Origin of the sequence: Acetobacterium tundrae (genome assembly GCF_008086615.1) — a bacterium.
Classification (GTDB): domain Bacteria; phylum Bacillota; class Clostridia; order Eubacteriales; family Eubacteriaceae; genus Acetobacterium; species Acetobacterium tundrae.
Window position 1 is genome coordinate 209,415 of the sequence record NZ_RXYB01000003.1, and the last position, 11,874, is coordinate 221,288.

Here is an 11,874-nt window from a genome sequence, read left to right on the forward strand (position 1 = left end):
TTTTCCATTAAACCGAAATCTTGATATCTTCCGTTGCCAAAGCCACTGCTTCGTCAGCCGACGAAACAACTTTGGGATAGGCAACCACCGGTCGACGGATAAATAAAACCTTGGCACCGACTTTTCGGGCGGCCTCAACCTTTTCACCAACACCGCCGACATCCCCGCTATCCTTTGTTACCACAAAACCGATATTGTATTCTGCCATAATAGCAGCATTCAGTTCCACTGAAAACGGCCCCTGCATGGCGATAATATTACTGGTTTTATAGCCCAGATTTTGACATTTTTGCAGCACCCCTGGGGTTGGCAATACTCTTACATAGGTTCGTTCTCTGGGAAGGTCTTCAAATATTTCCAACTGTCGGCTTCCGGTGGTTAATAAAATATTGCTATCATTATTACCCATCGCACCATTTAAATAGTCTCTGACCTCTTCATAAGTGTCATAAGCCAGGACATCTTCCCCTTCATCAATATGCGAAGGTCTTTCCAGTCGAACGTATTTAACATTCATCGCATCGCAGGCCCAAATTGCATTTTCCGATATTTCCCGGGCATAAGGATGGGTCGCATCAATGCAAAGATCAATGCTGTAAATCGTCAGCGTTTCCCGCAGGGTACTGCCGTCTAATTGTCCGGAAATCTTTGTCAATCCAGGCTTTTCCTGAATGCTCTCAGTGGCAATATCAGTGAGCGATGAATAGCAAACCTCTTTACCTTTTTCAAGCAAAGCTTCAGTCAGTTCGCGACCATCAATCGTTCCTCCAAGTACCAGAATCACAGCTGATACCCCCTTGGTGTGATCATTTTTAATTGATCTCTTGTAACATACGTTTTTGAATTGCCGATGATGACCATCGAAAACATGTCAATCTCTGCCTCATTCATTTTTTTTAAGGTGGTGATTACATACGATTCATCGTGGCGTTTGGCATTTCGAACAATCCCAACGGGCGTTTCCGGGGCTTTGTATTTTAATAGAATTTCCTGCGCCATTTCAATATTATGCGGTCGACCTTTGCTTTTTGGGTTATAAAGACTGATCACAAAATCTCCTTCTCCGGCACAATGGAGCCGTTTTTCAATCACTTCCCAATCAGTGAGAAGATCACTCAGACTGATAACGGCGTAGTCATGCATCAGTGGGGCACCTAAAGTTGCTGCCGCTGCATTCGCGGCAGAAATTCCGGGGATAATATCGACCTCAATATCGCTGTGCTTTGATTCAACCACTTCGAGCATAATCCCGGCCATTCCAAAAACGCCGGCATCTCCGCTGCTTACCAGACAAATGTTTTTGCCCTGTTGCGCCAGTTCCAAGGCTTTTTCGCAGCGGTCAATTTCCCGACGCATCCCAGATGATAGCACTTCCTTATCGCCAATCAGATCCGCAATAATATCAATATAGGTTTTATAACCAATAATGATGTCGGCATCGGCTAAACTCGCTTTAGCCGCCTCAGTCATATGCTCATAAAGTCCAGGTCCAATACCAGTAACGTATATTTTACTCATTTTCCAACTCCTTCTTCTGATTCCATCTTTAATTTCTTACTCTATTTTTCTGCCAGCCACACCGAAAGGGTGATGCCATTCATTTTCTGTTTTTCCAAGAGACATTTTCCAAAGCTCGAGGCAATGTACCCGCAGGGTTCAGAGACACAATATAGTCCCGTTGTTTGGTAAACAAACTCTGATCCTTCGAAACGGCTTTGGACCATTTGGACCATTTCATTGGGAACAATCACTTTTCTAGCTTTAAAATAGCTGCAGGCTGCATCAATTCCTAATTCATTTTCCTTCAAACCAATGGTTGCCAAGGCTTTAATGCCTTTGTTGCTCAATTTTAGTGATTCCAGGGTCAACTGAACCGCGGCAATTATTTTTTCTCCCGGTGTATCCCGGCGACATCCAATACCCAAGACCAACTTTTGGGGGATAAGCTGCACCCAGGGAGTGTTCAATATTGGCTTTTCTGTATTCAATGAAGTCAGTATCAGGCCGGCATATTTTTCGGTATTGCCTTTTTCGAACTCACTCAGTGTTTTTAAAAGCTCTATATTGGGGGGGAGTATCACCGCATCCAATTCGCAATTTTCCAGATTGATCAGGCCGATGGACTCATTATTTAAAATTAATGCGGTAATATCCTTAGCATCAGTAAAGTTATCAATCACGCAGTTTAACTTTTCCGCCAGCACATCCACTGCCATGGTTCCCTTGACATCCGTGCCGGTGGTAATCACGACCTGGGCATCCAGACGTTTTGCCACCAGTCGCGCCGCATCATTGGCTCCGCCTAAATGACCGGACAATAAACTGATAACATATTCCCCTTTTGTATCCATCACCAGAATTCCCGGATCCGTTGACTTATGCCCCAGATTCGGCGCAATCGCTCTGACCACAATGCCTGAAGCCATGATACAACAAATAATATCATATTCGCCCATAATGCGCCCCATAAAGGTCGTAATATCGGACTCAAAAACCTGTATTGTTTTCTTGGCATATTTTTCCCTGGTGTAAATATTGCACGTCTTATCCTCCAAATGCTGGGCAAGCCGTTCTGCCAAAGCAACGCCATCCTGAGATAAGGTGACAATGGCCCATGTTTCTTTGTTCACTTTATTATTCAACCCCTTGACGATATTCGTGGCTAAAGGAAGGATCATACAGTTTGGATAAGCTGTATTCATCCCCTAAAAAATCACCAACTAATATTTGCGCCGTTTTTGTTATTTTTTCTTCTTTAACTTTCTGGGCAATGGTTTCCAGTGTTCCCATCACGATTTTCTGATCTTCCCAAGTTGCCCGCTGAATCACGGCAATCGGAGTCGTCGATGGATAATGTGTCATTAATTGTTTTACCACGTCATCGATCATTTGTACAGACAAAAATATACACATGGATGCCTGATGAGATGCCAAATTCTCTAATTTTTCTTTTTCCGGAACTGGCGTTCTTCCCTCTAATCGTGTCAAAATAACAGTTTGGGATACATCCGGAAGGGTGAATTCTTTTTTAAGTGCTGCCGCAGAAGCCACGAATGAACTGACCCCTGGAACAACTTCATAGGGGATGCCTAGTTTCTCTAAACGGTCCATCTGCTCCCGAATGGCGCCATAGATGGAGGGGTCTCCAGTGTGTACCCGGGCAATTTTCTGGCCTTCATCGGTTCCTCTTTTAATCACCGCAATGACCTCATCCAAAGTCATAGACGCAGAATTGAAAATCTCAGCATCCGGTTTGTGTCCGCCAATAATGGCTTTATTCACAAGTGAACCGGCGTAAATAATAATATCCGCTTCATTGACAATCCGTTGACCTTTAACCGTAATCAGCTCTGGATCTCCAGGACCTGCACCCACTAAATAAACAGTATTCATAAATAATTTCTCCTAAACTTTATAATGTCCCTACATTTCTGTAACGGGCTGTGCTTTTTTTAAATGTTCTACAAACATGTTCTGAATACCGGGATATTCCCCCAGACCTTCCAAAATGCATTCTACTTTGAATTGTTCTTCCTCTAAAACGGTTTTCCATGACGCTTCATCATCACTCGCCATGTCATTGCGCGCATGGTCACCGGCAACCAACATAAAGGGTGCCAAATAAATCTTTTTATATTTTTTATCCTGCAGCAGCGGCACGATGTTTTCCAACTCCGGAAAGCCCTCTACTGTACCGACATAGACATCCTCATAGCCCTTCATCTTAAACATATAATCCAGGCATGGGTAAGTGGCATTGGCCTGATGATCGGTACCGTGTCCCATATAGACCAGGGCTTCCCCTTTTTTGAGCTTCGGCATTTTACCCATCACGACATCCACTGTTTCTTCGTAATCTTCCACTGTGGTTAACAATGGTCTTCCCAATGTCAGAAACTCAAAATCATTTTCAAAAGCTTTTAGTTCTTTTAAGGTGATTTCATACTCGTGACCATTGATGATATGGGTGGTTTGACAGCGAACATGGGTATATCCAGCTTCTTTGAGTTTTTTCAATACATCGCGCGGCACATCCACAATTTCATTGTCCCGTTTCTTCAGTTTGTTAATGATCATCCGTGAAGTAAAGGCTCGGTAAAAGTCATGGTCTGGGAATGCTTTCTGCAAGCATTGCTCCGTAGCCGCTATGGTTTTTGTCCGGGTTTCAGCGTAGGATGTTCCAAAACTGATGACCAGCAGTGCTTTTTTCTCCATCGTGCGTCTCCTATGTTTTGACTAATTTATTTTAACTTCTTCAATGCCTGATAATTGTCTTCAATGGTTTTTTCAATATCCTGGAGCGTGTGGGCGTCGGAAATGAAAATCGCCTCATACTGTGCTGGCGGCAGGAAGTTGCCGGCCTCCAGCATGGCTTTGAAATATTGCGTATACGCCTTGGTATCGGAGGTCATGACGGCGGCATAGCTGTCAATCGGCTGATCGGTGAAGAACAGACAGGTCATTCCCTTGAAGCGAACCATTTGCGCTTTAACGCCGGTTTTTTCAATGTTGGCCTTGAACCCGGCTTCCAGGCGTTTGGCCTTCTCTTCCAGCCCTTCATAAACTTCGGGATGATCCCTTAAATAAGTCAAGGTGTTTAAGCCCATTTTCATGGCAATGGGATTTCCGGATAGGGTTCCCGCCTGATAAACGCCGCCTAAAGGCGCTACCATTTCCATAATCTCCCGCCGTCCGCCGAAGGCACCTACCGGCATCCCACCACCGATGATTTTACCTAGGGTGGTCATATCCGGTTTGATCCCCAAAACTTCCTGAGCGCCGCCGTAAGCTAACCGGAAGCCAGTGATGACTTCATCGAAAATCAAAACGGTTCCTTCAGACTCAGTGATTTTCCGCAAGCCTTTCATGAAATCCAAATCCGGTGGCACGACGCCCATATTTCCTGCTACCGGCTCGACAATTACGGCCGCAATTTCTCCGGGATTTTCGGCAAAAAGCGCTTTCACACTTTCAATATCGTTGTAAGTCGCCACCAGCGTATCCTTTGCGGTACCGGGCGTGACTCCCGAACTCGTGGGCACGCCAAAGGTCAGGGTGCCGGAACCGGATTTCACCAGAAGTCCGTCACTGTGGCCATGATAGCAGCCTTCAAATTTGATGATCTTGTCCCGACTGGTAAAGCCTCTGGCCACCCGCAGGGCGCTCATGGTTGCTTCTGTTCCGGAACTTACCATCCGGACCATTTCCATGGAAGGATAGGCTTCGGTAATCAGCTTGGCTATTTCAACTTCAATCGCCGTGGGAGCGCCGAAGGTTGTTCCTTTTTCTAACGCCTCCTGAATGCCTTCATAATAAACCGGTGAAGCATGACCTAAAATAAGCGGTCCCCAGGAACAAATATAATCCGTATATTCATTCCCATCCACATCATAAATCTTGGCACCCTTGCCACGGTCAACAAAAACCGGCGGCATGTCCACAGATTTAAACGCCCGAACTGGGCTGTTCACCCCACCGGGAATATATTTTTCCGCTTCAATAAATAATTTTTCTGACTTTTCTCGATTCATCTCTATCTCCAATAATGATCATATTTTTCGTCTGAATTCCTGATTTTCACAAGGATGAATTCAGCCCAAAATTACGTTAGCTTTTACACCAGCCACACGCTCACGCTTAGTGACTTACCAAATTTAAAAAAAATTTGGGTAAAAGCGTCATTGATAATCCTTCAGCATGGCCTGCAGCTCTTTTGCAAAATAAGTGATGATGATATCTGCGCCCGCACGTTTGATGCTGAGCAGGCTCTCAAAAATCACGCGGGAATCCATTAAGCCTGTATCGACGGCAGTCTTGATCATGGCGTATTCCCCACTGACCTGGTAAGCGGCCATCGGCAGATAAGACAGTTCCTTGCCCTGGGCGATGATATCCAGATAAGGCATCGCCGGTTTAACCATGACAATGTCTGCGCCCTCGTCAATATCCAACATGATTTCCTTCAATGCTTCCTTTGAATTGGCCGGGTCCATCTGATAGCTTTTTCGATCTCCAAAAGCCGGAGCGGAGTTGGCCGCTTCCCTGAAAGGACCGTAAAAGCTTGATGCATATTTTGCTGAATAAGCCATAATCGGAATCGACTCGTAGCCGGCGCGATCCAGGGTTTCCCGCATGTGACCGATCCGGCCATCCATCATATCCGACGGCGCTACCATATCGGCTCCGGCCTCGGCGTGACTCAGGGCTGTTTTGCTTAAAGTTTCCAGTGTTTTTCCTCGTTTGATATCGCCATCGTCTTCAAAGAAACAACAATGACCATCGCTTTTATACTCGCATAAACAGACATCTGTGATGATATACATCCCGGGATCTGTCTTTTTAATAATCCGGATCGCTTCCTGAACCAGACCATTTTCGACAAAAGCCGGCGTTGCTTCGCCGTCTTTTTCATCCGGCACGCCGAAAAGAATCACATAGCGGATTCCCAGTTCTTTAAGCGCCAGAATTTCCGCCCCCAGCATATCCAGAGACAAATGGTACTGGTCTTTCATCGCGCCGATTTCCCTGCGAATTCCCTGTCCGTCCACGACGAACAATGGATAAACCACATCATTCATGGAAAGCTGTGTTTCTCTCACTAAATTTCGAATGCCTATATTTTTTCTTAATCGTGTTGGCAACATATTGTTATTCTCCTTAATTTATTTTTCTGCATCCTTCAGAATGGCATCCACCATTCCCTGAATGGTATATTTTTCTGCTTCAATATCCACGTTGATTCCCAATTCCACACATTTTTTGGAAGTCTGAGGTCCAATGGATACACATTTGGCTGTATTGATTGCTTCGATGTGTTCCGCGCCTATTTTCTCCACGAAAAACTGAACGGTGGTGGAGCTTGTAAAGGTAATGTAGTCAATCTCTTTGTTTTCAAGCATTTCCAGAGGATTCACGGTGATGTGATCTTCTCGGACGGTTTCATAGGTTTGCACCTCATCCACTAGGCAGACCTTGGATAATTCTTCCACGACATAAATCCGGGCGTTTTTTGACCGTGGAATCAGAATTTTGGAATCTTTATTGATAAGCGGCAGTAAGCCCTTCACCAATTCTTCGCCCACATATTTATCCGGCACAAAATCAGCCTGCAGACCTCGGTCTGACAAAGCTTTTCTGGTTCCTTCGCCAATGGCTGTAATATGAATATTTCCAAAGGCTCTGGCATCCTTGCCGCATCGTTTCAATGAATCAAAGAAGATTTCAACGCCGTTGATGCTCGTAAAGATGATATGGGTATATTCTTTCAGTTTCTTCACCTTGTCATCGCAGGCCGCTCCATTGATGGGTGCAATCCGGATCGTTGGGAACTCAATGGCATTGCCGCCCAGCTCCGCGATTTTTTCAACCATCTGTGAACTTTGTTCCCGGGATCGCGTCACGATGATGTTTTTCCCAAACAATGGCTTTTCATCAAAGAAGCGAAGTTTTTCCCGTTTATTCACTACTTCGCCGACCACAATCAAACTGGGGGCGGTTATTTTTGCTTCCGTGGCGATGTCATAAATCGTTTCTAAATTTCCCGTCACCACCCGCTGATATGGGGTCGATGCCCGGTAAACAACAGCTGCCGGCATTTGCGGATTCATTCCGTTTTTGACCAGTTCTTCGCAGATTTTTTTTAAATTTTTAACCCCCATTAAAAAAACAATCGTGCCTTTGAGTTTTCCCAGCACCGGCCAGTCCAAATCTGAGGAACCGTCGTAGGCGTTGGATTTCAAGTGTCCGGTGATGACATGAAAAGAGGAAACACAATCCCGATGGGTAATCGGAATGCCGGCATAGGCCAGGCCGCCGATAACCGAAGTAATCCCCGGTATCACTTCAAAGGGTACGCCGGCATCATAAAGATCCTCGCCCTCTTCGCCGCCGCGGCCAAATACATAGGGATCGCCGCCCTTGAGACGAAGAACGAGTTTTCCTTCCTGTCCTTTTCGGACCAGCAACGCATTGATTTCTTCCTGAGGCATCGCATGATTTCCTGCCCGCTTGCCCACGTAGATGATTTCTGCCTTATCTTTTGCATCGTTTAAAAAGACATCATTTACCAGGGCATCATAAACGACAACATCCGCTTTTTGCAGAATCTCCTTAGCTTTAACCGTTAACAGCCCAGGATCTCCGCAGCCGCCTCCGGCCAAATAAACCTTACCCGGTTTCTTGTACAATTCTTGATAACACATTGTTGCCAATTTTTCACCCAAAATTTCTGCCTCCTCCGCTAGACCTTCAATTGTCTGTACAACTGCCTGGCTACCGTCTTCTAAACCATAAAGCCCGTATAATTTAATGGTCGCTTCTTTTATTTCGCAATAAGCACCAATGGGAATATGGCAACTTCCATCAAGTGCTTTGAGGAAACTACGTTCCCCCTTCATTTGAACAAGGGTATTCGCATCACAGATGGCTCCCATTAAATCTTTTGCCAGCTCATTATCCGCTCGGATTTCCACTGCCAGAATCCCCTGGGCAGGGGCCGGAATAAAAGTAGTTTCAGGCAAGGTTACCGTTTGATAATCGGGATCTTCGAAACGGCCAATGCGTTTCAGTCCTGCCGCGGCCAGAATAATGCCGTCCAGTTTTTGTTCTTGCATTTTTCGAATACGGGTATCGATGTTTCCCCGGATGCCCACTATCTCAACATCAGGTCTGAGCTTCTGCAGCTGATAAATTCGGCGTTTACTCCCGGTTGCCACCACGGCGTTTTTAGGCAGTTCCGCTAAGGATTTGATTTTATGCAGCGTCAGCAACACGTCCCTTGGATCTTCCCGTCTTGTCGGTACTGTCAGTAACAACCCCGCCGGCAATCTCGACGGCATATCCTTCATACTGTGGATGGCCATTTGTATTTCGCCCGCTAACAAAGCTTCTTCCAATTCCTTGGTAAACAAGCCCTTATCGCCAATTTTATCGAGAGGCTTGTTTTGGATTAAGTCCCCTTTTGTTTTTATAATGACCATTTCAAAATTAATCTGGGGATGGGCCTTAGCCAATACATCTATTAGCCATTGGCTTTGAATCCTGGCCAGAGTACTTCCTCGGGTTCCGACTTTTATATTCATTTATTTTTCTCCAATTCATCGATTGTCGCTTCATCATCCGTAACTGAGCTCTCAATTTCTGCGAGTTTTTTCCTCAACTCCGCAACGGAGCATAACGACAACGCTTTTAGTTTTTCAGTATTTTCCTGTTTTGATGCCGTGCCAGCTAAATTTTTTTTACGCAGCACTCGTAATAATGCGGTTCTTTCTACATAGCTTTCGTCATACTCTGCGGCTAAATCCGCAACAATTTTTTTAGTTAAAAAAGGACTGGCCCCTTCGGTGCATACCGATAAGGTTAAATCCCCTCTCCTGATCACACTGGGAAAAATAAAATCAGAATCATCCGGATCGTCCACCCGATTACACCAAATTTTCTGGGACTGACAGTCTGTTTTTATCTGCCGGTTTAACGCCCTACTGTTTGTTGCAGCGATGACTAAATCAATGTTGGTCAGCTGTTCTTTCCCATAATTTTCATGAATCAAAGTTAACCGAGCTTCTTTTATATTGCAAAGATTCTCAGAAATTGCCGGACTGACACAGACAACCTGAGCGCCGTTTGCCAAGAGCGTACGGATTCGTCTAAGTGCTACCTGTCCGCCGCCAACAACCAGCACCATTTTATTATTTAAATTAAACAGCAGTGGTGTCATCATTTTTGATCTCCCAAAGCCACTTCCTGCACTCCTGAAAAAAGATAGGCAACGGTTTTTTCCATGCGGATTATTTCTTCTTCCGTATCCAGTGATTTTAATTGTTTAATCGGTGGCATTACCATTTCCCGGAATTTTGACCGGACGATCTTTGCAAGATAAGTTTCTTCTTTTTCGGTAAGACTTAACCGACCACAAAGATTTTCAATGGTCTCTTCCGCTAATTTTCGCGAGGTTTCGTTAAGATCCTGAACCATGTTATCAACCTTTGCATGGGTAACCCATAAAATAAGTCCGTCGATTTCCTCTTGAATTTCCCCGGCAATTTTTTCTGCAACTTTCATGCGATACACCATGGTCTCATCAATGATCTCTTTAAAATCATCAATGGTCAATAACTCCGTTCCCGGAATATTTCCCACCGCTTCCTCCACATCCCGGGGCAGGGCTAAATCAATAACAATAAGGGGTTTATTTAACCGGGGCATTTCTGCCGCTTTTAAAATGACATGGGGTGATGCCGTTGCCGAAATGATAACATCCATCTCCGGTATCACTTGATAACGATTTTCATAATGAATCATTTTTACATTTTCATGGATGGCTTCACATTTATCCATATTATGAAAGGTTCGATTCGTCATGTATGGGTTTTGAAAGCCTTCTGCCTTCATATAGCGCAGCGCCAACTCCCCCATTTTTCCAGACCCGATAATGAGTATTTTCTTATCTCCATAATTTTCAGGATACTGCCGTTTTATATGCTTAATTGCCGTTGAACTTAACGACAACGGGGTTTCCGAAATCTTATATACTGTTTTAACTTTTTTGGAAAAGGTAATCGCTTCACGGAACATTTTTGTCAAATATTTTCCACAGCCTTTAATCGCCTGGGACTTTTCCAGAGCATCCTTTACCTGTCCTAATATCTGATCTTCCCCTAATATCATTGAGTCCAGACCGGTGACCACCTCATAAAGGTGTACCATGGCTGCTCTCTCTTTTTTTATAAAAAGATAGGGTTCCAACTGATCAGATTTTTCGCTGAGATAAAATCCTTTTAAAATTTCTCCGGCGGCATCGACATTCCGGGTGGCCACATAGATCTCACTTCGATTACAAGTCGAAAGAATAATCACTTCAGCAATATCATTCTCATTCAAAAGTGTTCGAATCCCCTCATTGAGAGTTCGATGGATAAAAGATCCCTTTTCTCTAATTTCCAAGGGGGTATCTTTATGATTAATACCGACTACCACTAGTTTCATTCGTTAATTCCTCCTTCTTCTGTTCTTTGATGCTTTTTCTATTTTGTAAATCCCCAGAGTAGAAATAAAACGGCAACAAATATTACGGCCATAATGATCTGGTTTATCTCAAACTTTTTTTCTTCTTCCAAAAATATTATTTCGCCATCATAACACCTGGCCTCCATGGCATCATAATACGCATTCGCCTTTTTCAGTGAGATAATCAGCATATTACCAGCAATTCCTCCGAATGTATAGCAGGAAGTCTTGAAGTCACAATATCCCTGTCGTGAATCTGCAGAATTTTTCATTTTAGAATAGACATCCAGCAAAATAAAAATATAACGGTAAATAATATTCATCAGTTCGATAATCAGTTTTGGGACATGGGCTTTTCGCATCACTGAAATAATTTCTGAAGATGGCGTCGATAATGTCATCATCTGTAACGCGCTAACCGCTGCAAATACTTTTAAAATCAAGAAAATCATTTCCTTGAGCTTCTCCTGAGACGTGTAAATATAGAAAAAGCCACAGTGCAAATGGTACTGTCCGATTGGATCAAAAGAAAATTCAATGGCAATTGCCAACGTCCCTAAGAGTATAAAGGCAATCGGAATCATCAGGACCGATAGATATTCATTTACCGAAAGCCCCCCCTTTACCATCGTCAGGTATGCCATGGCAATTAAAACGGCAACGGATACATAGGGGTTATTCAGAGCGATGCATAAAATCAGCAACACTGTCGCCAGAGAAACTTTAAATGTGGGATTCCATCCTCTTATTTTTGAAGCATAAGCATGCATATCAATGACAAAGCCTTCTCCATGTTTATGACCAATTTTATGATGGTGGTGCTTGCCATCTTGTGAATGGTGCTGACCAACCACTGCCATCAGCAAAACA

Annotated in this window: 11 protein-coding genes; all 11 read right to left on the reverse strand. The window is 44.2% G+C overall.

The window, feature by feature from the left end; genetic code table 11:
* Window positions 1-7: 7 nt before the first annotated feature.
* Window positions 8-784, reverse strand: a complete 777-nt coding sequence (gene cobK / locus FZC40_RS03910) for a precorrin-6A reductase (RefSeq protein WP_148602602.1) — start codon at window positions 782-784, stop codon at window positions 8-10.
* The gene (gene cobJ / locus FZC40_RS03915; protein ID WP_148602603.1) at window positions 781-1,518 is read right to left on the reverse strand and encodes a precorrin-3B C(17)-methyltransferase; all 738 of its coding nucleotides are present in this window, start codon (window positions 1,516-1,518) and stop codon (window positions 781-783) included. Before cobJ ends, cobK begins: the two co-directional genes overlap by 4 nt.
* 41 nt (window positions 1,519-1,559) lie before the next feature.
* The gene (locus FZC40_RS03920; RefSeq protein ID WP_243135745.1) at window positions 1,560-2,702 is read right to left on the reverse strand and encodes a cobalt-precorrin 5A hydrolase; all 1,143 of its coding nucleotides are present in this window, start codon (window positions 2,700-2,702) and stop codon (window positions 1,560-1,562) included.
* A complete protein-coding gene (gene cobM, locus FZC40_RS03925) occupies window positions 2,635-3,393 on the reverse strand; it encodes a precorrin-4 C(11)-methyltransferase (RefSeq protein ID WP_148602604.1) in 759 nt (252 codons plus the stop codon). Before cobM ends, FZC40_RS03920 begins: the two co-directional genes overlap by 68 nt.
* Window positions 3,394-3,423: 30 nt before the next feature.
* Window positions 3,424-4,215: a sirohydrochlorin cobaltochelatase gene (locus FZC40_RS03930; protein ID WP_148602605.1), complete on the reverse strand. Its 792-nt coding sequence runs from the start codon at window positions 4,213-4,215 to the stop codon at window positions 3,424-3,426.
* Between the two features lie 26 nt (window positions 4,216-4,241).
* Complete coding sequence (gene hemL, locus FZC40_RS03935) at window positions 4,242-5,531, reverse strand: glutamate-1-semialdehyde 2,1-aminomutase (protein WP_148602606.1); 1,290 nt, start codon at window positions 5,529-5,531, stop codon at window positions 4,242-4,244.
* A 147-nt stretch (window positions 5,532-5,678) separates the two neighbouring features.
* Window positions 5,679-6,644 (reverse strand): porphobilinogen synthase, encoded by a 966-nt coding sequence (hemB, locus tag FZC40_RS03940; protein ID WP_148602607.1) that lies wholly within the window; start codon window positions 6,642-6,644, stop codon window positions 5,679-5,681.
* 18 nt (window positions 6,645-6,662) lie between these two features.
* Window positions 6,663-9,080, reverse strand: coding sequence for a hydroxymethylbilane synthase (hemC, locus tag FZC40_RS03945; RefSeq protein ID WP_148602608.1), 2,418 nt, complete (start codon window positions 9,078-9,080; stop codon window positions 6,663-6,665).
* Window positions 9,077-9,718, reverse strand: a complete 642-nt coding sequence (locus FZC40_RS03950; RefSeq protein ID WP_148602609.1) for a precorrin-2 dehydrogenase/sirohydrochlorin ferrochelatase family protein — start codon at window positions 9,716-9,718, stop codon at window positions 9,077-9,079. Before FZC40_RS03950 ends, hemC begins: the two co-directional genes overlap by 4 nt.
* Window positions 9,715-10,983: a glutamyl-tRNA reductase gene (gene hemA, locus FZC40_RS03955; RefSeq protein WP_148602610.1), complete on the reverse strand. Its 1,269-nt coding sequence runs from the start codon at window positions 10,981-10,983 to the stop codon at window positions 9,715-9,717. The genes FZC40_RS03950 and hemA overlap by 4 nt, the downstream gene beginning before the upstream one ends.
* Before the next feature lie 38 nt (window positions 10,984-11,021).
* Complete coding sequence (gene cbiQ, locus FZC40_RS03960; RefSeq protein ID WP_243135752.1) at window positions 11,022-11,864, reverse strand: cobalt ECF transporter T component CbiQ; 843 nt, start codon at window positions 11,862-11,864, stop codon at window positions 11,022-11,024.
* Window positions 11,865-11,874: the final 10 nt, after the last annotated feature.

What these genes read in the sequence shown, in the direction of transcription:
- FZC40_RS03950 (WP_148602609.1), bottom strand. Translation starts at nt 9,718, where the DNA reads ATGATGACACCACTGCTGTTTAATTTAAATAATAAAATGGTGCTGGTT.
- cbiQ (WP_243135752.1), bottom strand. Translation starts at nt 11,864, where the DNA reads ATGGCAGTGGTTGGTCAGCACCATTCACAAGATGGCAAGCACCACCAT.
- hemL (WP_148602606.1), bottom strand. Translation starts at nt 5,531, where the DNA reads ATGAATCGAGAAAAGTCAGAAAAATTATTTATTGAAGCGGAAAAATAT.
- cobJ (WP_148602603.1), bottom strand. Translation starts at nt 1,518, where the DNA reads ATGAGTAAAATATACGTTACTGGTATTGGACCTGGACTTTATGAGCAT.
- hemA (WP_148602610.1), bottom strand. Translation starts at nt 10,983, where the DNA reads ATGAAACTAGTGGTAGTCGGTATTAATCATAAAGATACCCCCTTGGAA.
- FZC40_RS03920 (WP_243135745.1), bottom strand. Translation starts at nt 2,702, where the DNA reads ATGAATACAGCTTATCCAAACTGTATGATCCTTCCTTTAGCCACGAAT.
- cobM (WP_148602604.1), bottom strand. Translation starts at nt 3,393, where the DNA reads ATGAATACTGTTTATTTAGTGGGTGCAGGTCCTGGAGATCCAGAGCTG.
- hemC (WP_148602608.1), bottom strand. Translation starts at nt 9,080, where the DNA reads ATGAATATAAAAGTCGGAACCCGAGGAAGTACTCTGGCCAGGATTCAA.
- FZC40_RS03930 (WP_148602605.1), bottom strand. Translation starts at nt 4,215, where the DNA reads ATGGAGAAAAAAGCACTGCTGGTCATCAGTTTTGGAACATCCTACGCT.
- hemB (WP_148602607.1), bottom strand. Translation starts at nt 6,644, where the DNA reads ATGTTGCCAACACGATTAAGAAAAAATATAGGCATTCGAAATTTAGTG.